Source organism: Winogradskyella endarachnes, assembly GCF_009741275.1.
Classification (GTDB): domain Bacteria; phylum Bacteroidota; class Bacteroidia; order Flavobacteriales; family Flavobacteriaceae; genus Winogradskyella; species Winogradskyella endarachnes.
This window is the reverse complement of the sequence record NZ_WOWS01000002.1, coordinates 326,510-352,626: the sequence shown is the minus strand read 5'-3', so window position 1 is coordinate 352,626 and position 26,117 is coordinate 326,510. Positions and strand designations below refer to the sequence as shown.

Below are 26,117 nucleotides of genomic sequence, written 5' to 3'. Positions count from 1 at the left end.
GTGTTTTAATCTGTAAGGTTTGCGTTAGCTTTTACATTGACGTTCAATGTTTCACCAGCACTTATAATATTATTATAGATAACAAAATCTGTGAGGTATGGCAATTCAGTTGGGTAACCTCTTAAGCTAAAAGGAAAATTACCATTGAAGATGCCTAAGTCATTACCATCAGTACCAGCAGCTGTAGCAGGAGAACCTGGTTGAATTTCAAAATCGTTAGATAAACTATTAAGCGCAGCATTTTGATCGAAAGCTATAAATTGTGGATTGGTATCATCAATGTTATTACTTCCAGACAATGGATCTAATGTTGTATTGTAACTATAGGTTAGGTTGTTCTGAAAATCTAAGCCTGAATTAGTGCCCAAATCCATATTAGCCACATTATTTCCCGTAAACAAAAAGATATTATTACTAATAAGTGCACCATTACAATTATCAAACATTTTAATGGATTGATTTGCGTCACCATTCTGACGTGTTAACACAACATTATTAGTAAAGGTTGTTGATACGTTGAACCTATTAAAAAGAGAATATGTTGAAGCTGTATGATATTGCTCCATTATATTATTAGAGATTATCCAATTCTGAGAGCTATTAGGATCTATAGCATTAAAGCTATTATGTCTAATATAATTCCCCGAAATTATAGCGTTATTAGCTAGTGTCGTTAAGCTACTTCCTATAATTTGATTTATCTTATTGTTGGTTATAACAACATTATGATTGATATGAGTACTGCTATTTAAATAAATGCCGTTAATATTTAATCCTGAAATTTTTGAACCAGAAGCATTTCCCATATTGAAATAAATTTGCGAGATAGTAGCATCTAAGCCATTGTTAAGTTCAGGATTATGTCCTATACCATAAATAGTTAATGGCTTAGACATTTGAATATTACCATAACTATTAGGTGATGGCTGAATATAAATAATATCACCAGCTGAAGCATCATCCACAGCAGCTTGCACACTGGAGTAAGCAGCAGCTGAACCTTCATTATTGTCTACGGTATAGACGGTTTGAGCAGAAAAAATTGCAGATATGAGAAGTGCAATTGAAAGACTAATTTTTTTCATGATTAAATTACATTTTAATAGTTGATTGTTTAACTATCGCAATGTAAAATCACTGTATATAAATAAGTTAAGGGCATTCCTTGAATTTAAAAAATTCAGGGAATACCCTTAGAAGTAAGATTCCTGCTTGTTCAGGACTAATAATTAGTTTTTAAAATGCATTAACGATAGCAAAGAAATCTTCAGCTTTAAGAGAAGCACCTCCAATAAGTCCTCCATCTACGTCTGGCTTAGAAAAAATTTCTTTGGCATTGTTTGGTTTTACACTTCCACCGTAAAGGATAGAAACGTTGTCTGCAACATCATTACCATACTTATCAGCTAACGTTTTTCTTATAAACGCATGCATATCTTGTGCTTGCTCTGGGCTTGCCGTTTCACCTGTTCCTATAGCCCAAACTGGCTCGTAAGCCAACACAATATTTTTAAAAGCTTCTGCGCCTAAATGAAACAAAGCGTTTTTGATTTGGTCTCCTACAACCGCTTCTTCATTACCTGCTTTACGGTCTGTTAATTCTTCTCCAAAACAGAAAATTACACGCATATCATTAGCTAATGCAGCATCTACTTTTTTGGCTAAAGATTGGTCCGTTTCATTGAAATATGCTCTGCGCTCACTGTGGCCTAAAATTACAGTTGTAATACCAATACTTTTTAACATACTTGCGCTAACCTCGCCTGTGTAAGCTCCGTTTTCTGCAAAGTGCATATTTTGCGCTATCACTTCTATACCTGACTCTCTTAACGATTGAAACGCGTGCCATAGATTTGTAAATGTAGGTGCTACCATAACCTCTGCATTTGAGGTTTTGGTTTGACTTTGTAATTCTGTTAATAACGCTTCAGTTTGTGCTAAATCATTATTCATTTTCCAGTTTCCGGCTACTATGTTTTTTCTCATAATGTTATGTATTAACTTCTTAGAAAAGAAGTGTTTATTTACTTGTAATTTTATAATACAAAAATAAGATAAAAAGACGACACAAATCTGGTCTAAAAGCCCAAATAATCAGCGCAAACGTTGTAGAAATACGAATTAATTTTTATTATAAAGTTGAAACGGTAATTTATAAAAAATTCTAGCGATTTATTAAGATAATTTTACTCTTGGGTCTAACCATGCGTAGATAATATCTACAAATATATTGATAGTTATGAAGATAATGGCAATAACTAAAACGGCTCCCATTATTATAGGTAAGTCTAATGTGTTAAGAGCATTTACGATTTCTTTTCCGAGGCCATTCCACCCAAAAATGTATTCTACAAAAACGGCTCCTGCCAACATGGATGCAAACCAACCAGAAATTGCTGTTACTACAGGATTTAATGCATTTTTTATAGCATGGTTTTTTATAACCTGAAACTCACTTAAGCCTTTAGCTCTAGCAGTTCTAATATAATCTTGATTGAGAACTTCTAACAAAGAATTTCTCATTAATTGAATTACTACTGCCAATGGTCTTATACCTAAAACGATGGCTGGTAGTATGAGGTTTTTCCATTTTATGGTCATTTTTTCTCCAAAATCATCGAGCTCATACAAACTGCCTGTCATTTCTAAATTGGTGTAGTTGTGCAATACAAAACCGAATAACCATGCGAACAGTATCGCAGAAAAAAATGAAGGCACACTCATACCAAAGGTACTTAGTATTTGAATAGATTTGTCTATCCAAGTGTCCTTATATAATGCCGAAATAACACCAAATGTAATCCCTAAAATTATTGCAATAAAAATGGCTGAAACTGCCAAGACAAAGGTGTTTGGTATAGTTTCGCCAATTACCTGTGTTACCTTTTTACCTTGTTTTGTAAAAGATTCTCTGAGATATGGTGCTTTTAGAACTGTAGTTGTATTCCCTAATGTAAATAGTTTTGTTGCTGTGTATTTATTTAAACTTAAAAACGTGTAATCTGTTTGCGAATTTGAATGAAATGAAATTGGAGATAAATCATTAAGATAATATAAAAACTGTGTGCCAATAGGTTTATCAAATCCGTATTTCTGCTTCACAGCTGCGACTTGTTCGGCAGTTTGATTTTGGCCCAACATCATTTTTGCAGGATCACCAGGTAGAATATTAAATAAAAAGAAAATGACTGTTACAACACCTAATAAAGTGATGAATGCATAGAAGATTTTATTTATTAAATATCGTATCAGGTTGTTGGTTTTTTAGCTTTTGGCTTTTGGCTTTTAAAATATTAAATTTAAAACTTTCAAGGCAAACATTTAATAAATAAAAACTTATTACTGTTTACTGAAGACTGTAATATTCTTACTGCTGCTAAATACTGAAAACTACAATTCTACATCTTCAAAATCATTCCAATGTGCTTTGTTTACAACTGTACCTTTGTTTAAAATAATTACACCAGGATTAGAACGCACAATAGTTTTAACCACTTTCTCGTCGGTAGCATAAAATTTAAATTTAAGGTCATTAGCTTCTTGTAATTTAATAATATCATTTTCACCAGATGCTGTTATTCCTATTACAGTATAACCTTTAGAAATTGCTTTATCTGTAAAAGCTTGTAATTTACCTACACCATCCTTTTCTGCTTTTTGTATCACATAAGAGGTTATAATTAGCAGTTTATCTTGCTGTAAAAAATAATCTAATTTATCTTCTCCATTATCTTCAATAGTGAAATCTTGTATTGGAGGAATGTAACCTTCATCAATAACTTCAGTTTCTACACCAACATATTCCCCATCTACTTTTGGGTAACTACCATTAGTTACAAATTCTTGGTCTTCACCATTTACATTAAATGTCCAAGTATATTCTGAAACTGGTTTGGCTGCATCCTCTGGTATAACCATTTGTTCTTTAATGTTTTTACCAATAGCATAAGCTCTAAAATCTATTGAAGGTAAATGCATTAACACATGGTAACCAAACCAAAGGGAAACAACAAAACTTATTAGTGCAATAACAGTTGTTGGCAGTTTTGTAAAAATTGGCTTAATATATTTTATACCTACAAACAAGATTAGTATTAAAGCCAATAAGATTAAATCTTTAGAGAAGCTTTCCCATGGTGTAAGTTTTAGAGCATCACCAAAGCACCCACAATCTTTAACTTTATCGAAATAAGCAGAATAAAAGGTTAAAAATGTAAAAAATATAATCATTAATAATAGGCTCCATACTGTAAATTTTGGTTTATAACCTATTAATAGAAACACACCCAAAACAACCTCAAATACTACCACAATTACAGAAATACCAAGGGCAAACGGAATTAAAAATTCCATATTTAAAACATCTGCACTAAAATATTCTTCTAGTTTGTACGAAAACCCAAGAGGATCATTAAGTTTTATAAATCCTGAAATAATAAATAATATTCCTGTGAATATTCTACTAAGGTGTACTATGTATTTCATCTCTTTTTTCATTTCTGAACTAACAGAAATCTATTTTAAATTAATTATTCTCTAAAAAATCTTGCCAATTGCAAGACTATTAAATTATTCACTTTCACCTAAATGAATCATGGCAAAGACCGCGTAATTAATCATGTCTTGATAATTAGCATCAATTCCTTCACTTACTATGGTTTTACCAGCATTATCTTCAATCTGTTTAACACGTAATAATTTTTGTAAAATTAAATCGGTTAATGAGCTTACACGCATATCTCTCCATGCTTCACCATAATCGTGATTTTTGTCTAGCATTAACTGTTTAGTTACTGCAATTTTTTCATCGTAAAGTTCTGTAGCTTCTTCCGTATTTAAATCTGGTTGTTCTACCACACCTTTATCTAACTGCACCAATGCCATGGCACAATAATTAATAATACCAATAAACTCACTTACTTCGCCTTCATCTACTTTTCTAACATCGTTTTGTTGCAAGCCTCTAATGCGTTGTGCTTTAATAAAAATCTGGTCGGTTAAAGATGGTAATCTTAAAATTCGCCATGCACTACCATAATCACTCATTTTATTTACAAAAAGGGCTCTACATTTTGCGATAACTGCATCGTATTGTTTTGAAGTATCTTGCATCTATTAAAAATTAGATTCTAGTAATCAGATTGTAAAATTTGTTAGTCTAAATCTAATTAGAGTAACGGCTTTACTAGAAATATGTAATTCTCGATTATCGAGTAAATTTTCCGTAAATTTCGCATAAATAAATTAGAAGTTCAAAGTTTGAGGTTTAAAGTTTTCTTAACGCCTTTTTAAGATTAAACATGACTATAAATTGTAAAGGAAAATTAATTGATTTATCAACTCCTAAAGTAATGGGAATCCTTAATGTTACGCCAGATTCATTTTTTGATGGTGGCAAATACAAGGCTGAAACCGAAATATTAAATCAGGTGGAAACCATGCTAAAACACCAAGCCACTTTTATAGATATTGGTGGTTACAGTTCTAGACCTAATGCAGATGATGTTTGCGAGGCCGAAGAGCTTAACCGTGTGTTACCTGTTATTGAGTTAATCTTGAAACATTTTCCTGAAACCTTAATTTCTATTGATACTTTTAGGAGTAATGTTGCTAAACAAAGTATTGAAGCTGGTGCTGCTTTAGTGAATGATATTTCTGCTGGTCAACTCGATGCTAATATGCTTGCAACTGTTGGAAAACTTAGTGTACCATACATTATGATGCATATGAAAGGTACGCCCAAAACCATGCAGCAGCAAACCCAATACACTGATTTAACCAAAGAAGTAATTTCTTATTTTGCCGAACGAATTAAAGCTGCACACCAAGAAAAAATAAATGATATTATTATAGATCCAGGTTTTGGATTTGCAAAAACAACAGAACAAAATTTTCAATTATTGAATCAACTAGACTTACTGCAGATGTTAGACCAACCTATCCTTGCCGGAATTTCTAGGAAATCTATGATTTATAAAACTTTAAATTCAACCTCGCAAAAAGCATTAAATGGCACAACGGCTTTACACATGGTTGCTTTACAAAAAGGTGCTAAACTATTACGTGTCCATGATATAAAAGAAGCCATGGAGTGCATTACACTATACAATCAATTACAAACCTCGTAGGTTTTTAAAACCTAATGAGTCTATGTTATATTTAAAAACATTTTAATCTAATCTCATGCGCTTTATTTACTTTATCTTAATTATAAGTTGCTTAAGCTGTAATAACGAACGCGTTTTACTATTACCAGAAATTGAAAACGCAGAAGTTACAGAAGTTTTAGACGTGTCTCCTGCTTATATTTTTTATGACGAAACGCAACCAGATTCTACGTTATTAAACCGAAAGAATTTAATAATTACAACCAATTGGTTGGTTAATGTTGATAAACGACTGACTTTAAGACAAGCTATTCCTCACATTAAATTTTTACAAGACAAAAAACGAAATGCAGAAATGCATAAAAACGAAGATGCCAAAAATTATTTTTCTTGTAATGATATTAGTATTCAGAATTTGGGATTTATGGATTTTACTGAAGATTATTATAAATTAATTGATATTGAAAACGACTCAATTAATCTTCAAATTTTAAATCCATCTGACGAACATTATAGAAAAGGTGTTCTAGAACATGGCTATATTAGCTTATCTGTAATTTTTAACAAAAATGGACTTGTTAAATATAAAAATGGATTTATACCTATATCACAATATATAAGTGAAATTCCAATTTATGACTCTCAAATAGTCGCAAATGGATTTACACTCAATTTATATTTTGACAAGGATCTAACCTTTCAAGATTATATTTCAATTAAATCTGAATTGTCAAAATTTCTTAATGATGAAATTATATTAGGACATTTTCAATACATTTACTAGGCACAAGACCTGTCAGGTTTTAAAAACCTGAAAGTCTAAAAAATGAAGATGTAAATTATTCTTTTCAACTAAACATAAATTATTAAATTAGCAAAAACACTAACCGCTTGGAAAACTTACAACTTTGGGATTTTAGATTTATAGACTTCGTGGATGTCTTCCTTGTGGCTATTCTTCTGTATTACATATACAAGCTTGTAAAAGGCACGGTTGCCATCAATATTTTTATCGGAATATTAGTTATTTATTTTGCTTGGCGTTTAACCGACTATCTCAATATGCAGATGCTGTATAGCATTTTTGATGGTTTTATGAAGGTTGGTATTATAGCTTTAATTGTGGTCTTTCAACCAGAAATTAGAAAATTTTTATTACTTGTAGGTTCAACTAACATTGGTGGTAAAAAAGGAATTTTTAAAAACTTTAAATTCTTAAAAAACGAAGATCAAACCTCTACAGATGTTGATGCTATTATTACTGCATGTAATAAAATGGGAGCAACAAATACAGGTGCTTTAATTGTAATAGAACGTAATAACAATCTCGATTTTTTAACTGACACTGGTGATGAGATGAATATTTTAGTCTCTCAACCTATTATAGAAAGTATTTTTTTTAAAAACAGTCCTTTGCACGATGGTGCCGTAATTATAGAAAAAAACATTGTAAAAGCAACACGTGTAATTCTACCTGTTAACAATGATAAAAATATTCCGGAACGTTTTGGTTTAAGACATAGAGCAGCAATTGGTATTACAGAAAAAACCGACGCGCTTGCCCTTTGTGTTAGTGAAGAAACTGGGCAAATTTCTTATATAAAAAATGGTGATTTTGTAATATTTAAAGATACTGCAGAACTTACCCAAAAAATAAAAGAAGACTTACAATAGTGACCTGCAAAAATTGCAATAACATACTTAACGACACACAAAAATATTGTGATGAATGTGGTGCAAAAATTATTCAAAACAGGTTAAAGCCAAAAGTTTTGGTAGCGCAAGTAAATGAACAGTTTATTTGTTTAGACAATAAATTTTTAAAAACTTTTATTCATCTATTTACACAACCAGAAACTGTAATAATTGGTTACATAAATGGTACTAGAAAAAGATATATTGACGTTTTACAATATTTTGCTATTGCTTTAACACTTGCTGGTATTCAATTATTTATTATGAGTACATTTTTTAAGGAAACACTATATTTTCAAAATGGATTTGCAGACGGGTTTAACGCTACTACAAATTCTAAAGAAAACAACCCTTTTAAAGATTTAAATCCAGATTCTTTTAACAAATATCAAAGTTTAATTTACATAGCAACAGTTCCATTTTATGCATTTGGCACATGGATTACCTATTATTTATTAAGAGAAAGACAGTTCAATTTCACGGAACATATTGTAATTAATTTATATTACTATGCTCAAGTTATAATCTTAACAGCGGTAACAGCAATTATATCATCTATTTTTGGTGTAGATTACATGCTTGTTTCATCTTTACTAATTCTACCTACAATTATATATTTGTTTTATATTTTAAAACGCATATTTAAGGACAATTTTTGGGCAACATTATTAAGATTTATTATTGTTGGCTTTGTGGCTGTATCTCTACTTATTATAGCAGGTATGTTATTTGCCTTTCTTGTTATAATACTTTCTTAAATAAAAATTTTAAACAGCTTCGGGTTTTAAAAACTGAACTTCGTAAAGATTTTTGTAATAACCGGTTTCTTTTTCGAGGAGTGATTTATGTGTTCCTATCTCAACAATTTCACCAGCATCCATTACAATAATTTTATCAGCTTGTTGTATGGTTGCTAATCTATGTGCAATTACAATTGAGGTTCTACCTTCAGTAATCTTATCGGTGGCATCTTGTATTAATTGTTCTGAATAAGAATCTACGGAAGACGTTGCTTCATCTAAAATTAAAATACTCGGATTAGTGACATAAGCTCTTAAAAATGAAATAAGTTGACGCTGACCAGAAGATAACATCACACCTCTCTCTTTTACATTATAATGATAACCGTTAGGTAGGCTCGATATAAAATTGTGAATTCCAATAGCTTTTGCTGCTGTTACAACATCCTCTTCTGTTATATGCTCATTATTTAATGTAATATTATTAAGAATTGTATCCGCAAATAAAAACACATCTTGCAATACAACCGCAATTTGACTTCTAAGAGTACTCAAAGTCATTGCTTTAATATCTGTATTATCAATTTTAATGCTTCCGGAATTAATATCGTAAAAACGATTTAATAAATTAATAATGGTAGACTTTCCTGCTCCTGTTGCCCCAACAATAGCCACAGTTTCTCCTGCTTTTACATTAAGCGAAATTCCTTTTAATACTTCTTCATCTTTAATGTACGAGAATCTAACATCCTTAAATGATATTTCACCTTTAAAATGCTTAGCTTCAATAGTACCAGAATCATCAATATTAGATGTTGTATCTAATACTTTAAAAACACGGTCAGCAGCAACCATTCCCATTTGTAGGGTGTTAAACTTATTTGCAATTTGATTTAGTGGTCTAAACAACATAGGAATAAACATGGTAAAGGATATTAAATCTCCTAAGGTTGTTCCAGGATGATCCGAAACTGTATCAAAACCACCAACTAATATTACCATTCCTAAAGTTAAAGACCCTAAAAATTCTGCAATTGGAAAGAAAATTGAGTTATACCAAACCGTTTTTATCCAACCATTTTTATGACGCTCATTTATGGCTTTAAACTTTTTATATTCGGTTTCTTCTCTTGTAAATAACTGAAGAATTTTCATTCCTGTTACACGTTCTTGCACAAAAGAATTTAGATTAGAAACTTCCGTTCTTACATCTTCAAAAGCACGTTTCATATACTTCTGAAAAATTTTTGTTGCAAATATTACTATTGGCATCGTAACAAAAACAATAAGACTTAATTTTAAGTTTATAACAGCCATAAAACCAGCAACAACAAGCATTTTTAATATGTCACTAAAAATCATAAATAAGCCTTGTCCAAAAATATCTGCAATACGTTCCATATCTGTTACCGCTCTGGTTATTAACACACCAACAGATGATTTATCAAAATAGGTCATTTTAAATTTAAGCATATGCTTAAATAATTTTACACGTATATCTTTTACTACAGATTGCCCTAGCCAACTCGCATAGTAGATAAATAATAACTGCGAAATCACTTCTAAAATTAATAACGCAAGCATTATTACCATGTATAATACAAACCCATTATATTCTTTGTTTGCAATTTTTACATCTATGGCTTCTTTTAACACATATGGTCTAAAAGCACCAAATACAGCCAATCCAATAACACAAAATAGTGAGATTACAAATACAGTACGATACGGTTTTATGTATTGTAATAATCGTGTAAACAAGGACACATCAAATATTTTCTTTTCTTTTTCTGCCATCTTGTACTGAACTTGTTTCAGTAAATTTTTAATTTATCTCAATTGTTTTAGGATAGATTATTTCTACCAAATATAAACCATGTGCAGGAACTGAAAAACCAGCTTCACTTCTACTTTTTGAGCTTATTATTTGGTGTAAATCTTCAGGTTTCAATTTACCTAAACCTATATTAATCATAGTACCAACAATAGCTCTCACCATATTTCGTAAAAATCGGTCTGCCTTAATGGTAAAAACTAATTGGTGCTCTGTTTGTGTCCAAAATGCTTCCATAATGTCACAATTATAGGTTTTTACATCTGTATTTGTTTTTGAAAAGCATTGAAAATCTTTATACTGAAATAATAGTTTACAAGCTTCATTCATGGCATCGACATCTAAAGGTAAATGCACTTGGTAAGCATAATCATAGTCAAATACATTTTTTGAAGTCGAAATTTTATAATGATACATTCTGCTTAAAGCATGAAACCTAGCATGTGCATCAGGTTTTACTTCAAAAATTGAAGTTATAGCAATATCATTTGGTAAAAACGAATTGAGTTTATAAACCAAATCATAAGATTTAAAATCACCATCAAAATCAAAATGCGCAAACATTTGAGACGCATGCACTCCAGCATCAGTTCTACCGGCTCCCATTATTGAAATTTCAGTTTTTAAAATAGTAGACATCGCTTTTTCTAATACTTCTTGTACAGAAATAGCATTGGGCTGATTTTGCCAGCCATGATATGTTTTACCATTATATGAAAGTTCAATGAAATATCGCAATAGAAATCTTACATTTGTTAAGGTACAAAGTTACTGTTTTAGATGCTAAAGAAATCCTAAAATATAAAGTTATAGTTTTCTGGCTTAAAAGAATGCAATAGTAAATCAAGTTCAGTATAAAATGAAAAAAATACTTCTCTTATCAGATACGCACAGTTATATTGATAATGCCATATTAAACCATGTAAAACAAGCAGATGAAGTTTGGCATGCAGGGGATATTGGTAATTTAGCTGTTACAGATAAAATAAAGCAACTCAAACCACTAAAAGCCGTTTATGGCAATATTGATGATGCTAAAGCCCGAACAGAATTTCCGCTTCATAACAGATTTATGTGCGAAGATGTAGACGTATGGATTACGCATATTGGTGGTTATCCTCCAAAATATAACAATAAAGTTAAAGATGCTTTGGTTGCAAATCCTCCAGATATCTTCATTACAGGTCATTCTCACATTTTAAAAGTAATGCCAGATAAAAAGTTAGATCTTTTACACATTAATCCTGGTGCTGCTGGTAAACACGGTTTTCACAAAATAAGAACCATGTTACGATTTAAAATTGATGGTAAAAACATAAAAGAATTAGAAGTTATAGAATTTGAATCTCGATAAAAAACAAAAAACCCAGTCGGCAGCGACTGGGTTTTTCACACTAATACTACTAAGATTTTAGGTCTATCGTAAACGATCTACAGATTTTACAAGATCTTCATCCTTTTTAATAGCCTTGTTAGCCAAGACTAAACACACAATAGAAAAAATAGGAAGAAGAATCCCAATACCTTTCTCAGAAAAACTAATTTCTCCAGGTACTTTTGAAGATTCATAAACTAAGATTCCTAGTAAAATAAAGTTTAATATTATATTAAGTCTGCCCAAAACAAATTGAGACTTTCTGTCTTTAAATCTAAAAATCGAAATCAAAGATAATAATGCTGAACCTAAAAACAAGCCTAAAAACAAATAATTATTAATGGCATATATTTCTACACCATCATTATTTGTCCACAGGTGAAACACAAATATTAAACCTGCAGAAATAACCGCGGCTAAAAATAAATATAAGGTTTGAATGCGTTGAATCATATCTTTTATTAAAAAAGTTCTGCAAAATTAGGTGTTTATTTTTTAAAAAGATAGAAAATGTTTTAAAATAAATTTGTATTATTGCAGTAGAAAGAAGCGGTATAAATAATAGCGTCTTTCTAATCTTCCAAATTAATCTCACTTTTTTTCTTTTATTTCATTTAGAAAACATTGAATTAATAATATCAAATTATAATACATATACAACATACGAATGTTTGAAATTTCTCAGTTAAAAGCTAAAAAACTGCCTGAATTACAGGAGATAGCTAAACAACTAAATGTACCAAAATACCGTGCTCAAAAAAAATTAGACTTGGTATATCAAATCTTAGATTACCAAGCAGCTAATCCTGGTGCTGTAGAGGCAAAAGTCGCTACTGAAGCAAAAGCAGAACCTAAACCTGCTGCTAAGAAAGCACCTCAAAAACGTACTAGAGTTCAGAAAAAAACACAAGAATCTACTGATCAAAAATCCTTAGAATTTTCTGATAACGTTGAAAAAAAGGATGCTAAATCAAAAACGGCTAAACCTAGAGTTCAGAAACCTAGGAATTCTAAGACCAAAACAGATAACTCTAGCGATACGTCGCAAAGCGATGACAAATCGCAAAATGATAAGGCCAACAAAGATAATGGCCAGCAAAAAAATCAAGATAACAAGTCTAACGACAAAAAGCGTTCTAACTCTAATCATAACAATGATAAGAGACAAAACCGCTCTAAAGACAATAATAATAGAAACAATAATAATCAAAAAAACAATGGCAATAAGGATAGTAGAAACCGTTATCGTGAGCCAGATTTTGAATTTGACGCTATTATTGAAAGTGAAGGTGTATTAGACATTATGCAAGATGGTTATGGTTTTTTAAGATCATCTGATTATAATTATTTATCTTCTCCAGATGATATTTATGTTTCACAATCTCAAATTCGTTTATTTGGCTTAAAAACTGGAGACACTGTACTTGGCCATGTAAGACCTCCTAAAGAAGGTGAAAAATATTTCCCTTTAATTAAAGTGAGTAAAATTAATGGTCAAAACCCAAACGTTGTAAGAGATAGAGTTGCTTTTGAGCATTTAACACCATTATTTCCACAAGAGAAATTTAACATAGCAGAGAAGCAAGCCACAATTTCTACGCGTATTATGGATTTATTTGCGCCTATAGGAAAAGGACAACGTGGTATGATTGTTTCTCAACCAAAGACAGGAAAAACCATGTTACTTAAGGATGTTGCCAATGCTATTGCAGCTAACCATCCTGAGGTTTATCAAATGATTTTATTAATTGATGAACGTCCAGAGGAAGTAACAGATATGCAGCGTAATGTACGTGGCGAAGTGATAGCTTCTACGTTTGATAAAGAAGCGCACGAGCATGTAAGAATTGCTAATATTGTTTTAGAAAAAGCAAAACGCTTAGTAGAATGTGGCCATGATGTGGTAATTTTATTAGATTCTATTACACGTTTAGCAAGAGCTTATAACACGGTTCAACCTGCATCTGGTAAAATACTTTCTGGTGGTGTTGATGCCAATGCTTTACATAAACCAAAACGTTTCTTTGGTGCTGCACGTAATATTGAAAATGGTGGCTCCTTAACTATTATTGCTACAGCATTAACAGAAACTGGTTCTAAAATGGATGAGGTAATTTTTGAAGAATTTAAAGGAACTGGTAACATGGAACTTCAGTTAGATCGTAAGATTTCTAACCGTAGAATATTCCCAGCAATTGATTTAACATCTTCTAGTACAAGACGTGATGATATTTTACTAGATGCTAACACCATTCAAAGAATGTGGGTAATGCGTAAGTATTTAGCAGATATGAACCCTGTTGAAGCTATGGAATTCATTAACGACCGTTTTAAACAAACAAGAAATAATGAAGAGTTTTTGATATCTATGAATGGATAAAACCTTTCAAAATATTATATTAAAAAACCTTGAATTTATCGTTCAAGGTTTTTTTTATGTTTTGTTCTGAAAAATTTGACTCTTAAATTACACTCGTGGTTTAGCAATTCCTCTATCGTACATTACTATACTTCCTGCAACCGAAACATTAAGACTTAATTGCGATTGAAATTTTATTAGAAAATGACTTTTTTCAATAGCTTGTTTAGATAAACCATGATCTTCTGCACCAAGTAAATAAACACAACGTCTTGGGTGATGAAACGTTTCTAAAGCTACAGCATCTTCAGTTAACTCTACTCCAACCAGCCTTGCGCCTTTTGGTATGTTATTGTAGAAATCTTCAAATGTATCATAATGAAAATACGGCATTGACTTTACCGCATTATGCGTATCACAAGCTTGTTTGGCATAACGATTACCGATAGTAAAAATAAAACTCGCTCCTAAGTTTTGAGCTGAACGCCAAAGTACACCAAGATTTTCTGGTGTTTTTCCATTTTGAATTCCGATTCCAAAGAATTCATTTGTGAAATTATCATTCATATCACAAAACTAACAAAGCTATTGTTCTAAATGAAATAAATAAAGTTTTAGAAATTAATTGAAATCATAATAGGATTATCTAAAAGTACTAATTTCAAACTAAGTTACAGATTCTAATCCTTGAAATAGATAGTATGAGTTTTAACTACTTTTTACTATAGCTTTACATCTTAGGATAAATATCCCTTCTTATTAACAAACTTATTCTTGAAGAGTTCTCGCTTTTTATCTTAAACTAAACATCACAAATTTTAATACCTGTTTGTAAAGCTTCAATTTTATTTTTCCCTTTTGGCATAAACTCTTGTCCTACGTAACCCGTAAATCCGGTTTTTACGATAGCTTTCATAATAGCAGGATAATTTAATTCTTGAGTGTCATCTAAAGGACCACGACCAGGATTCCCAGCTGTATGATAATGCCCAAAATACTGATGGTTGACTCTAATTGTTTTAATAATATCACCTTCCATAACTTGCATGTGATAGATATCATATAATAATTTAAAGTTATCTGAATCCAATTGTTGGCATAATTCTACACCAAATTTTGTGTTATCGCACATGTAATCTTTATGCGGTGCGGTTCTGCTGTTTAATAATTCCATGTGTAAAACCACATTGTGCTCTTTTGCTATAGGTAATATTTTATTTAATCCTACCACACAATTTTTTAATCCTTCTTCATCACTTATTTCTGCTCTACTTCCACTAAAACAAATAAGGTTTGTATAACCAGCTTCTGCAATATGAGGTATCATTTCAGAATATCGCTTAATTAACTCATCATGGTATTTAGGATTGTTCCATCCTTCTGAAAAACTGATTTCTGCACCTTGACACATTGCACAATGAATGTTATACTTTTTTAATAACGGATAATCTTCTGGTTCTACTAACTCAATTGCGGTAACGCCAATTTCGTTTAAAGATTTTAAAAATTCTTCCATCCCCATTCTTCCATAAGGCCAACGAACTACACTGTGTTTAATATTATTATTTAAAACCATTTTTTAAAATTATAAAAATTTGCAATACCCATTACCAATGTGCATATGTATGCATAACTCCATTGAGTAAATATTGAATTTATTAAAAAAGAAGATGAGCTTAATTTGGCTTTGGTATTGCCATAACTTTCTCTTTAAACCTGTAAAACACCGTAGTATCGTCTTTTACATTTTTATCTACTAACATTCCGGCTTGTATAGTATTTCCGTTTCCTATAGTTACACCTGGCACTACTGTTGATCTAAGTCCGAAATAATTATTATTACCAACTTTTACAGATCCTGCAATACCTGCACCAGAGAGAAAGTTATTATCTCCTACCACACAGTCGTGGGCAATAAAGCTATATGAAATAAGAAGATTGTAATTACCTACGGTAGCATATTTTTCTATAATACAGAACGGAAAAACAATGTTGCCTTCACCTATATTTAAATTTGGAGGCATAACAACTGAGTGATGAAAAAAACTACCAATTTTGGCATTCTTCTCTTTTAGTGCTTTAATCATTTTACCTTTAAAAGCAATATCCATAACTCCGATTAGGACTTCTTCGTCTGGCTTTGGTTGGTAACTATCTATATCACAAAGGACAGGAGCTTCAAAATCATACTTATCATAGTTATCTTTTAAATGATCAGCATAATCAATATATCCCAAAATATTGATCCAATGATCTGCTGGTAATTTAGCATTATTATCTTCAATTAAGAATGTGAGTTCGGCTGCGCATCCTCCTGTTCCTAAAATTATTACATTTCTCATACTTTATGTTTTTTTTATAAGTTCCCCTTAAAAACTTATTATTTAATTAATAGCTAGATTATAAAAACCTATTACATTTTACTTTCTACAAGGTCTTTAATGCCTTGTACTGTTTCTGAATTTTCAATTTCTTCAGCAGACAATTGAACATTATACTCCGAATCAAAAAAAGCAATCATTGACAAAATTGTTAATGAATCCCATGCTTCAAATGAATCTAATGCATCAGTAAGCTCAACTGATTCCTCCTCTAAAAGTTCTGCTAAAGAAGGTATAAAATCTTCCATATTTAATTATTATAATTTATTATTTCGCAAAAATCTAAATGCCCTACTTCAAGTAATAAAGACGACCAACTTAAACCGGCTCCAAAACCAGCTAAGCATAGAAAATACGAGTTTCTTAATATTTTATCTCCTAGGTTAAAACTAATATTTAATGGTATTGTTGCACTGTTTGAGTTTCCAAAATTCTCAACAATATTATTAGGCATCTTATCGTAAGTCACATCCATTTTATCGGCTAATTTTTTTAGCATAAATTTATTAGGTTGATGAAACATAAAATAATCTACATCATCTTTATTTACTTTAGCCCTTTCTAGAAGTTTATTTATCATTGGTGGCACTTCTCTTTGAACAAAATTAAACACATCATCACCTTTCATTACTAAATGATCTAATGACCTTGTATTACCCTTATTGTCTTGCACTAACACTGACGTCTCAGGAGTAGATGGTGTTCTAAATCCACCTGCCGGAATTATAAGCGCATCTGAACCAGAACCATCGGTATTTATTGAGCCATAAATTATATTATCTTCATTGCTCTTTTCTACAATAGTTATTCCTACAGCATCACCAGTTATTGGACCACTACCTCTGTCTTGAACAGAAACTTTTTGACTATATGTATCTCCATTTAAAACTACAACTTTATTAATATCCTCTTGATCCAATAGCATAAATGCTTGTGACAAGCCAATAGCATAACCAGAACATGCCTGACTAATATCTAAACATACCATATCAGATTTTAAGCCTAATTTTCCCTGAATTACATGACTTGTTGATGGAATAAAATAATCTGGTGATTGTGATACTAAAACAATCCCATCAATATCATCTTTATTTAATTTATTGGTATCAAAAAGGTATTGCAAACCATGGATGCACAAATCTGAAACTGTAGTTTCTTTACTAACAACTCTTCTTTTGTTGTAACCCATAATGAGTTTTAGTTTCATAGATTGACTTTTAGAAAAGGCATAATTTTCTAATTCATCATCAAACTTAATTTCATTCTCAGGAACCACACTTAGTATTCCTGTTATTTTTTTATTCCTAAATTTTAAATTCATTGTGTGTTTTATTATTCAAATTACTCCCCTTTCAACTTAAATGCAACCACTCAAATATTTAACATATTGACTACATGAAGATATAAAAATTTAAAATTCCACCCTTGTTATTTAATAATTATTTTTGATTAAATTAATGGTCCTCCAAAAGTACTCCATCTTACCATTCTTTCCATTAAAAAGATACCGTCCCAAGGTGATTCAAAATTTAACATTCTACCCATTTCCGGACATCTCATAACACCTTTATCTACTGCTTTTTCTGCAAAATTCAATGCTTTTTCTCCTATTGCTGCTAAACCAATAGTTTGTATATTATCATCAATATGTTCTAGAGTTTCATCTATGTGGTCTACAGGGTGAACCATAATCACTCTTGAATATACAGGAGCTTTTAAATTCTTATCTTCTGCATATACAACCGTCCATGTAGTATCCTCACTAGCCCAAACTTCGCCTTTAAAATCATATAATCCCCTTACAGAGTGAATAGCGGATATCTGCTCTACCGACGTTTCTCCTTTAGGAATTTGGACGGCAGTTTTTTCCATGCCTTGTGCTAGCAACTCACAAAAAACTCTTGGAGATATCACTCCTCCTTTTTCTATATATAAATTATGTGGAGAAGCACAACCTGTTTGATCAAACACACTAGAATCTACTGCAACTTTTCTTGCTATTTTTTTTGCTTTTCTTTCGGTACTTAAAACTTCTTGTGAAATAACTGAAAAGGAAATTTTAGGACCAAATATAATATCTTCTGTATCATACATAGACGGATAGTTAGCTACTGTTTCTACGGCTTCTCTTCCTCCCCAAGCTATACGAACATTAGCAGACTTAGACATTAATTCACCTATTTGTCTATCTTTATGAGAAAAATAAACAACGGCTATTGTTTCTAATAAATCATCACCTTTTATAGTGTATCCTCCTTTTGTGGTGTAGCTTAAGCCTTCAAACGTTTTTAACAACCCTGCAAAAACGCCTCCATCTTTAGATGATATTTTTAAAAGATTTACATTCTTAGTCATTATAGATTGTAATAAAGCAAACATTCCTAAAACTTGAACATTACCAGCTAACCAATGACAAACTAAGCCTTTTTGATTGGCTTTTAAAAACTGCTTACGTGATTCATTTAATGGAATAAATCCATCAATATGTTGTCTATTATTTCTAAGACCAATTGTGGCAATTCTATTAAGATGAATCGGTTTAGCCCAATTAGCTAAAAACGACAACCCTTTTTCTTTCATGGTACTTAAATCACCTTCGGCCATCATCCATACTTTAGAAGCCTCACCTATTAAGCCAATTAAAGCATCAATTGGTTGATTTCTTAACCATTCTTTCTTAGAATTTAAGTTGGTTATAATTTTTGTTAATTGTATTTCTGCTGATTGCGTAGCATCAATGCGCTGTCCTTTCCAGTAATGAAGTTCTAAATCTGATTTTATTGACTCTTCTTGTCCTTCGGTATCACCAGAAAACTTTAATTTACTTCCTAAAATATCTCCGCAACCTCTAACTTCTGCCTTTTTTAATCGACCTAAGATTTTAAATCGGGTTCCGTTTCTTCCATTTGGGCAAGGTTCTGGATTTACAACTCCCATATCATCAGTTAAAACAACATTACCAGGATAAGAATGCGGAATTGGAGATAAAAATTCTAAAACACCTTCTTCTCCTTGAGGCATAACCTCTCTTGTTTCTGGGTTTCTTACAATTACTTCAGAGTAAACAGGTGTATGTTTCCAACCACATTCGCAATCTGGATAATTTAATCCCATCTGCTCCGTAAAACCGTAAATATCTATAACATGTTCCTTTTTTACTGCAAACAATTGAGACATGGCTTCATTAAATTGGTCTTTACCAATTTTTTCACTTTCTAATTTTTTCCAACCTCCAATATGAATAATTTTAGATCCTTGTGGCAAATTAAAAGTAATTCCCTTATCTAATAATGGTTTTACAACTTGCGCATATAACATATACGTAAAACCAAATACAACAATTGGCGTTTCTTTATCTAATTTCTCAATAAAGGTTTTAGTTTTATCTACATTAAAAGCTACACTGTTATCAGATTTTGTATCTAAGGCATAATTCACCTCACTAGCAAAATTTAAATAACCACCAATTGCAGCATATCTGGCTCCTAAAAATTTAATATTTTCTGGTTTTGGGCTTACATCTACAACGATAAAAGGCTTTCTTTCTGCACCAATAAAATCTTTTATTACCTTAACCATCACCTTGCCTTGACGTTTTGCCGTAATTTTATCTAATACTACAGTACTTGGTATGCCTGAAGTTGCTGATGATTGCAAGGATAATTTAACTTCATTATCTGGAATAGACTTTAACTCCTTTCCTAAGTCTTTAAACACACTTACTGCGATTGGAGGAATTTGATCTAAGTCTCCTACAAAATTATGCGGATTAAAATCTTTGTTGTTACAAAAACGTTTGTACTGTTCGTTATTGTTATAATGGAATTTAATCTCGTCTAATAATGCCTCTAAAAACAGTTGTTTTTTATGTCCTTTATCTAATTCATAAGGACTAGTATTAATGAGGTTATCTGTAAGAGTTTTAGTTTTCATAGAGACGCTTCTTTAAAAATATCCTTTAAAAATTCTTTGTCCATAGCAACTGGGTTACCTTGTCCGCCTTTATCATTTAAGGCCTGCTGAAAGAATGCATCATTGGCCAAAATTTCTTCCTTATGTTCCTTTAATACATTTAATTCTTCTGAAAGATCAAAACCTTTAATAAATGTTTCAATAAAATTTAATAGTTCTTTTCCATCACTAAAACCAGAATGTTTTGCTAGTTGATTAAATCTTTTATTGGCGTTTGTATCTTTAATATTTCTCTTAATCACTGAAGGTAAAAATAGTGCTATAGCGTTTGAGTGCGACAATCCAAAAGCAGACATTTGGTGCGCTAATGCATGAGTTGCACCTACAATACAATGGTTTTGAACCAATCCTGCAAAGAGTGATGCTAACTGAAGCTTATTTAAATAATGCTCATCAATGTCTTTACTGATAACCTCATGATATTGTGATATAATTTGAATTGCTTTTTCTGCGTAGCTATCTACCAATAAATTATCTATTTTAGACATATACCCTTCAACAGCATGAGACAAGGCATCTACCATTGAAGATAGTAATATTTTTTTAGGTGCATTTTTAATTAAACTTGCTTCTAAAACTATAATTTCTGGTATAAATTGATGACTCACTACAAATTCTTTAGTCTTTTCCTTGTCATTATACATCACTGACGCCGAAGAAATTTCTGCACCACTACCAATTGTTGTTGGTATAGCAACAAGTGTGGTTTTCCAGTTAAGCATTGAAAAACTTGTTTCATTAACATTAAAAAAAGGAAACTCGTAATACGTTCTTACCATTTTTGCACCATCAATAACACTTCCTCCACCAATAGCAATTATTAAATCTGGTTTACAATCTTCAACCTTTTTTATCGTTGGATTTAAAGTTGCTAAAGTAGGTTCTCCTTCCCAGGTTTTTTTTATAAAAGATACTTCAAAGGCAGACATAGCTTTAAGGACGCTCTGCTTATAATCGTCACTTAAACTAGACCCATGAATTACAACAACCCTAGAGCTAGCATAGGTTTTAAGTCCCATAATAGCATTGTCTCCAAAAAGAATTGTAGGTTGTTTTAATAAAAATTTGGAATAAATCCCTTGAGGCTCCCACATAATTTATTTTAATTTTTGTCGTTGTATTTTTCCAGATTTCGTTCTCGGAATTTCGTCAATCCATTCATATAAAACTGGTACTTTATAGGATTCTAACTTCGATTTTAAAAACTCATTTATAGATTCAAAATTATGAGTAGTGTTATTTTTTACAATAAATGCTTTAACTACTTCACCCAAAATTCCATCGGGATCTTTAACACCAATACAAACAGACTCTAATGAAGAATCGAATTCATTAATTTTAGATTCTACTTCAATAGGCGATAATTTCTTACCTCCAACATTTATAATCTCTTTATAACGTCCTTTTAAATATACGTAACCATTATTATCTACACTTCCAATATCTCCTGTTCTAAAATAATCGCCGTAAAAAAAGCCGCTATTAGAATCCGTAAAATAACCCGCAGTTACATGCTGTCCTTTTACGCAAATTTCACCCTCTTCTCCTGCACTAACAGTATGGCCTTGATTATCTTTTATACTAATTTCAACATTTGGAGTTGCTTTACCAATTGTATTTAAATAGTTACAATCTGTATGAAATTCCATAAAAGTAGATCTCGAAGCTTCGGTAAGTCCGTAATGCATACAAATCCTAGTATTAGGAAATAATTTAATAAGTTCTTCCTTGTCTTCTGGAGACATATATGCGCTTCCTAACTCTATATAATTAAGGTTATCAGCATAATCTTTTAATTTATTACCACTCATTTTTTGAATATACTGCCAACTAGCTGGCACCATACCAAATCCTGTGATATTTTGTTCTTTAAACGTTCTAAACAAACGCTTCATATTAACAACACTACCTAACAATACCAATGTTCCGCCTGTGATCAATACACATTTAATTCTACCTAAACCAAATGAATGGCTAATTGGTAAAGCTAAAAGCTCTACATCCTTACTATCATTTTGGATAAATGTATTAATATTATGTGCACTAGCTGCAAGATTTCCGTGAGTTAAGACTACACCTTTTGGATCTCCCGTTGTACCAGTAGTAAACAAAACATCTGCTTCTTGGCATTCTTCAGGAAATTCAATTTGATTAGGAACAAGAACCTGTTCTATCTCTTTTAACACATCAAAATCAATACAAACTATTTCTTCTTCAATATTTAATCCAATAACTAATTTAGGGTTGGTTTTTTGGATAATATATACTAATCTCTCCTGTTGAATTTGTTCATCTAAAGGAACAACTTTCACTCCTATAAGATGAAAAGCAAAATAAGCATAGATAAAATTTAAATTTTTACTTGCGGCAATTACAACAGTATCACCTTTCTGTAAGTTATAAGTTTTCTCTAAAAAGCACTTGGTTGACCAAATATGTTGGTAAAGTTCCTGATATGTAACAGTATTTTTCTTTTCAACTATTGCAGTTTTATTAGGTGTTTGAATTGAAAAATCAAATATTTTCTCTTCAAGTGATACAAACTCCATAACTGTGATTATTATGCAACATGCTCTTCTACAGCCTCAATCATATCTCCTACATCTTCTAAATCCATAATTACCTCTGGGTCAAATTTAAAATCGAACTCTTTTTCTAAAGCGGAAATTATAATTATTTGCCCCATGGAATCCCATTTAGGAAAATCACCTATAGCTGTATCTTCTTCTATTTTTGATATTTCTACTTCTATAGACTCTGCAATAATCTCCCTAACTTTATTACCTATATCCATCTTTAATTTATAATTTTTATTTGTTAATTAATAGCAATGCAAGTTAAATAAATTTCGATTTTTCAAACATTATTTATGAATATTTTAGTTCAAAATATAATAATACCGACAAGAAACATAAAAACAACACAAAACGCTTAATACCAATTATTTAAATCTTAAAAAAAACAATATAAAGAGTCAATTTTTAATGTTAAAATTTCAGTTTTTACGAAAATTAAGAGAATACTACGAACGTGTAAAATTGAATGAAATAAACATCTTAATTCGAAATTAATTAAAATTAAAAAATTAAACGTATTTAAATATTACTATTTAACACGAAACGATGCTTTTATTGGTTCATGATCAGAATATTCAATGTTGTAATTTTTATGTGACACAATTTCTAAATCGGTCAGTATCATATCTATTCTAAACGGTAATATTCTAAAATCAAACGTATTGCCAAAACCTACACCTTTTTCTAAAAAACTATCTTTTAAATCCCCTTTTAAAATTCTATAAACATTTGAATATTGTGTACTATTAAAATCACCACATATTAAGGTTTTATACTTCACTGATAAACTATGTTTTTTTACCAATCGTGCTTGCTCTAACTGTTTCTGAAAAGCTGAACTCATTCTATTAAAAATGTTTGTTGGTACTTCACGCTTTAATGAACCAGGCCTCACTCTAAAAGATTCTAAGTGAATGTTATAAACTCTAACTGTATCTTGCTTTATTTTAACATCTGCATAAATGGCATTGTTTATTGTATTTTTAAAATCAAAAGCACCGTGAGATACTATAGGATACTTAGAAAGAATTGCTTGTGGTGTAGCATCAACAGAATCTGGAGTGATATATTTATATGGATATTCCTTAAACATACTACTAACTTCAATATTATACTCTTGAAAACATACAATATCTGGATTTTCTCTTAAAACATATTCAACTATATCCTCTTTCACGTTTGGATTATCTATTTTAAAGAAACCAGCAAATCCATGTGCGTTAAATGACATTACACTAAAATCTGCAAAAGCATTACTATTTGAATCATTAAATTTTATAAACGAATCATTCATAAAATAACCAAAAACAAGTATACTTAAAGATATGAGAAACTGAATTTTTCTCTTTAAAGCCCAATACAGTACAAATAAGATATTGGCATACACAAAAAAAGGTACAAAAAAACCTAAGAAAGATAATATAAAGAATCTGTTGATACCAATATATTGTCTAAGACAAACTATTAATAAAAGGAGTACAACAAATAGGTTTATAATAAGTATAACTTTCCATTTTTCAATAAAGTTCTTCATTTATTTAATGCCTTTACAATCATAATTTTACAAAAATAAATTTGGTGCTAACTTACAAAAAGTATAAATTAATAAGTCTTAAAAAAATGGAATAAATAACACAAAAAAAAGCCTTTCAATTTCTTGAAAGGCTTCTCTTAATTTAGTAGCGGGAACTGGACTCGAACCAGTGACCTTCGGGTTATGAGCCCGACGAGCTACCTACTGCTCTATCCCGCGATTTTAATCTTAAAATGATTGTCTTAGCTTTTAACTTTCGGTTCATAAGGCCGACTCAATCATTTTAGGACTGCAAAGATAATACTTTTTTTATAATACAAAAGATAAAACAAAAAAATAACGTTCTTTTTTTTAGAACGTCATCATTTATATTTAAATCATTTTTTTAATCTTCTTCTTCGACATCTAAAGTTGCTAATGTTCCTTCTAAGTTTGCTTGATCCAAATCAAAATCAACAATATTTGGTAATGATTGTTTTAATATAGCATAATTACCTTTAAATTGATTATTACTAAGCAGTAAGGTTTTTAAATTAGTTAACTCAGCTAAAACACTAGGCAGTTCTCCGTAAAATGCATTGTTAGACAATACTAATTCTTCTAATTCTGTAAGCTGTGCAATTGAAGAAGGAATGGTACCAAATAAATTATTATCAAAAACACTTAAAACTTTTAAAGATTTTAAGTTTGAAATACTCGCTGGCAAAGTTCCCATTAACAAGTTACTGCTAAGATTTAATACTTCTAAATTCTTAAGGTTACCCATTGAAGATGGTATTGCCCCAAAAAAATCATTATTGTAAAGCTCTAAAGATTTTAGGTTAACTAAATTTCCAATATCATTAGGAATTGAACCATTAAATTGATTAGAGAATAGTTGTAATTCTTCTAAACTAGTCATTGAAACCAATGATTTTGGCAATTCGCCTTCTAATTTATTAAAGGCTAAATCTAAAACAACTAAGTTGTCTAATTCTGAAATTGATTCTGGAAGAGATCCAACTAAACCATTAAAAGGCATTTTTATTGCAACAACATTGTCGTCATCTATAGTTACACCGTACCAAGAGGAAACCGATTGTTCTAAATCCCAAGAATTAATCCAAGAATCACCATTGGTAGCATTATACAAATCCAATAGCGCGTCCTTTTGATTTTGAGATACTTGCGCAAAAGAAAATACTGAAATTAAACAGGTTAGGCATGTTATTTTTAGTGTCTTCATAATAGTAGATTTTTGTGGAGGGACACAATAACATAACAAATATAACCTAAAACACTATAAACTGCAAAGTTTTTCGATGAATTACATTGATTTACAAGAAGAACCCCTTCTGTATTAACAAAATATCATTTATTGTTGAATATTTTCTGCCTGAAAACTAATAATTTCTCGGGCTTCTATTTCTACTGAAACCTCAATAGGGTTACAACAGATTTCACAATCTTCGATATAGTTTTGCTGTTTTTGAGACACATCTATAAGCATAGAAATTTGCTCCCAACAATATGGACACTGAAAGAAATATTCATGCATTACTATT

General features: G+C 30.9%; 26 protein-coding genes and 1 tRNA gene. 6 read left to right on the top strand and 21 right to left on the bottom strand.

Annotation, left to right across the window (positions count from 1 at the left end):
* Positions 1 to 5 precede the first annotated feature (5 nt).
* From GN138_RS06260 to GN138_RS06240, 5 genes are all read right to left on the bottom strand, one after another.
* Complete coding sequence (locus GN138_RS06260) at positions 6 to 1,085, bottom strand: right-handed parallel beta-helix repeat-containing protein (RefSeq protein ID WP_157362939.1); 1,080 nt, start codon at positions 1,083 to 1,085, stop codon at positions 6 to 8.
* 151 nt (positions 1,086 to 1,236) lie between these two features.
* Complete coding sequence (gene tpiA / locus GN138_RS06255; protein ID WP_157362938.1) at positions 1,237 to 1,986, bottom strand: triose-phosphate isomerase; 750 nt, start codon at positions 1,984 to 1,986, stop codon at positions 1,237 to 1,239.
* A 189-nt stretch (positions 1,987 to 2,175) separates the two neighbouring features.
* Entirely contained in the window at positions 2,176 to 3,252 is a 1,077-nt protein-coding gene (locus GN138_RS06250; protein ID WP_157362937.1) for an ABC transporter permease, read from the bottom strand.
* A gap of 138 nt (positions 3,253 to 3,390) precedes the next feature.
* Positions 3,391 to 4,485, bottom strand: a complete 1,095-nt coding sequence (locus GN138_RS06245) for a BT_3928 family protein (protein WP_157362936.1) — start codon at positions 4,483 to 4,485, stop codon at positions 3,391 to 3,393.
* Between the two features lie 84 nt (positions 4,486 to 4,569).
* Entirely contained in the window at positions 4,570 to 5,112 is a 543-nt protein-coding gene (locus tag GN138_RS06240; protein WP_157362935.1) for a DUF1599 domain-containing protein, read from the bottom strand.
* 188 nt (positions 5,113 to 5,300) lie between these two features.
* Here GN138_RS06240 and folP point away from each other — a divergent pair, with 188 nt between their 5' ends.
* The 4 genes from folP (at position 5,301) to GN138_RS06220 (ending at position 8,560) form a co-directional block, all read left to right on the top strand.
* Positions 5,301 to 6,128 carry a dihydropteroate synthase gene (folP, locus tag GN138_RS06235; protein WP_157362934.1) on the top strand — a complete coding sequence of 276 codons (828 nt, stop codon included), beginning with the start codon at positions 5,301 to 5,303 and terminating at the stop codon, positions 6,126 to 6,128.
* A 55-nt stretch (positions 6,129 to 6,183) separates the two neighbouring features.
* A complete protein-coding gene (locus tag GN138_RS06230) occupies positions 6,184 to 6,891 on the top strand; it encodes a hypothetical protein (protein WP_157362933.1) in 708 nt (235 codons plus the stop codon).
* 107 nt (positions 6,892 to 6,998) lie between these two features.
* Positions 6,999 to 7,781: a diadenylate cyclase CdaA gene (cdaA, locus tag GN138_RS06225; RefSeq protein ID WP_157362932.1), complete on the top strand. Its 783-nt coding sequence runs from the start codon at positions 6,999 to 7,001 to the stop codon at positions 7,779 to 7,781.
* Positions 7,781 to 8,560 carry a DUF3667 domain-containing protein gene (locus GN138_RS06220; RefSeq protein ID WP_157362931.1) on the top strand — a complete coding sequence of 260 codons (780 nt, stop codon included), beginning with the start codon at positions 7,781 to 7,783 and terminating at the stop codon, positions 8,558 to 8,560. Before cdaA ends, GN138_RS06220 begins: the two co-directional genes overlap by 1 nt.
* A 9-nt stretch (positions 8,561 to 8,569) precedes the next feature.
* Here GN138_RS06220 and GN138_RS06215 read toward each other — a convergent pair whose 3' ends face one another.
* Both GN138_RS06215 and truA read right to left on the bottom strand, forming a co-directional pair.
* The gene (locus GN138_RS06215; RefSeq protein WP_157362930.1) at positions 8,570 to 10,339 is read right to left on the bottom strand and encodes an ABC transporter ATP-binding protein; all 1,770 of its coding nucleotides are present in this window, start codon (positions 10,337 to 10,339) and stop codon (positions 8,570 to 8,572) included.
* Between the two features lie 28 nt (positions 10,340 to 10,367).
* Positions 10,368 to 11,114 (bottom strand): tRNA pseudouridine(38-40) synthase TruA, encoded by a 747-nt coding sequence (truA, locus tag GN138_RS06210; protein WP_157362929.1) that lies wholly within the window; start codon positions 11,112 to 11,114, stop codon positions 10,368 to 10,370.
* A gap of 121 nt (positions 11,115 to 11,235) precedes the next feature.
* On the opposite strand from truA, the gene GN138_RS06205 reads away from it, so the two are divergent.
* Positions 11,236 to 11,730 carry a metallophosphoesterase family protein gene (locus GN138_RS06205; protein ID WP_157362928.1) on the top strand — a complete coding sequence of 165 codons (495 nt, stop codon included), beginning with the start codon at positions 11,236 to 11,238 and terminating at the stop codon, positions 11,728 to 11,730.
* Positions 11,731 to 11,793: 63 nt separating this feature from the next.
* Here GN138_RS06205 and GN138_RS06200 read toward each other — a convergent pair whose 3' ends face one another.
* Entirely contained in the window at positions 11,794 to 12,204 is a 411-nt protein-coding gene (locus GN138_RS06200; protein WP_157362927.1) for a DUF4293 domain-containing protein, read from the bottom strand.
* Positions 12,205 to 12,418: 214 nt separating this feature from the next.
* Between GN138_RS06200 and rho the strand changes: the two genes are divergently transcribed.
* Positions 12,419 to 14,131 carry a transcription termination factor Rho gene (rho, locus tag GN138_RS06195; protein ID WP_157362926.1) on the top strand — a complete coding sequence of 571 codons (1,713 nt, stop codon included), beginning with the start codon at positions 12,419 to 12,421 and terminating at the stop codon, positions 14,129 to 14,131.
* An 87-nt stretch (positions 14,132 to 14,218) separates the two neighbouring features.
* On the opposite strand, the gene GN138_RS06190 is transcribed toward rho, so the two are convergent.
* The 13 genes from GN138_RS06190 to GN138_RS06130 all read right to left on the bottom strand — a co-directional run bounded on the left by GN138_RS06190 (position 14,219) and on the right by GN138_RS06130 (position 26,110).
* A complete protein-coding gene (locus tag GN138_RS06190) occupies positions 14,219 to 14,677 on the bottom strand; it encodes an RNA methyltransferase (RefSeq protein ID WP_157362925.1) in 459 nt (152 codons plus the stop codon).
* Positions 14,678 to 14,912: 235 nt separating this feature from the next.
* Entirely contained in the window at positions 14,913 to 15,686 is a 774-nt protein-coding gene (locus GN138_RS06185; RefSeq protein WP_157362924.1) for a hydroxypyruvate isomerase family protein, read from the bottom strand.
* 100 nt (positions 15,687 to 15,786) lie between these two features.
* A complete protein-coding gene (locus GN138_RS06180) occupies positions 15,787 to 16,452 on the bottom strand; it encodes an LbetaH domain-containing protein (RefSeq protein WP_157362923.1) in 666 nt (221 codons plus the stop codon).
* Between the two features lie 71 nt (positions 16,453 to 16,523).
* A complete protein-coding gene (locus GN138_RS06175; protein ID WP_157362922.1) occupies positions 16,524 to 16,739 on the bottom strand; it encodes an acyl carrier protein in 216 nt (71 codons plus the stop codon).
* 2 nt (positions 16,740 to 16,741) lie between these two features.
* Positions 16,742 to 17,812, bottom strand: a complete 1,071-nt coding sequence (locus GN138_RS06170; RefSeq protein WP_157362921.1) for a 3-oxoacyl-ACP synthase III family protein — start codon at positions 17,810 to 17,812, stop codon at positions 16,742 to 16,744.
* A gap of 128 nt (positions 17,813 to 17,940) precedes the next feature.
* Entirely contained in the window at positions 17,941 to 20,424 is a 2,484-nt protein-coding gene (locus GN138_RS06165) for a LuxE/PaaK family acyltransferase (RefSeq protein WP_157362920.1), read from the bottom strand.
* Complete coding sequence (locus GN138_RS06160) at positions 20,421 to 21,557, bottom strand: iron-containing alcohol dehydrogenase (RefSeq protein ID WP_157362919.1); 1,137 nt, start codon at positions 21,555 to 21,557, stop codon at positions 20,421 to 20,423. The genes GN138_RS06165 and GN138_RS06160 overlap by 4 nt, the downstream gene beginning before the upstream one ends.
* Before the next feature lie 3 nt (positions 21,558 to 21,560).
* The gene (locus GN138_RS06155; protein ID WP_157362918.1) at positions 21,561 to 23,012 is read right to left on the bottom strand and encodes a class I adenylate-forming enzyme family protein; all 1,452 of its coding nucleotides are present in this window, start codon (positions 23,010 to 23,012) and stop codon (positions 21,561 to 21,563) included.
* Between the two features lie 11 nt (positions 23,013 to 23,023).
* Positions 23,024 to 23,257: an acyl carrier protein gene (locus tag GN138_RS06150; protein WP_157362917.1), complete on the bottom strand. Its 234-nt coding sequence runs from the start codon at positions 23,255 to 23,257 to the stop codon at positions 23,024 to 23,026.
* 311 nt (positions 23,258 to 23,568) lie between these two features.
* A complete protein-coding gene (locus tag GN138_RS06145; RefSeq protein ID WP_157362916.1) occupies positions 23,569 to 24,573 on the bottom strand; it encodes an endonuclease/exonuclease/phosphatase family protein in 1,005 nt (334 codons plus the stop codon).
* A 146-nt stretch (positions 24,574 to 24,719) separates the two neighbouring features.
* Positions 24,720 to 24,792, bottom strand: a tRNA-Met gene (locus GN138_RS06140).
* Between the two features lie 166 nt (positions 24,793 to 24,958).
* Positions 24,959 to 25,798: a leucine-rich repeat domain-containing protein gene (locus GN138_RS06135; protein WP_157362915.1), complete on the bottom strand. Its 840-nt coding sequence runs from the start codon at positions 25,796 to 25,798 to the stop codon at positions 24,959 to 24,961.
* Positions 25,799 to 25,927: 129 nt separating this feature from the next.
* Entirely contained in the window at positions 25,928 to 26,110 is a 183-nt protein-coding gene (locus tag GN138_RS06130) for a CPXCG motif-containing cysteine-rich protein (protein WP_157362914.1), read from the bottom strand.
* Between the last annotated feature and the right edge of the window lie 7 nt (positions 26,111 to 26,117).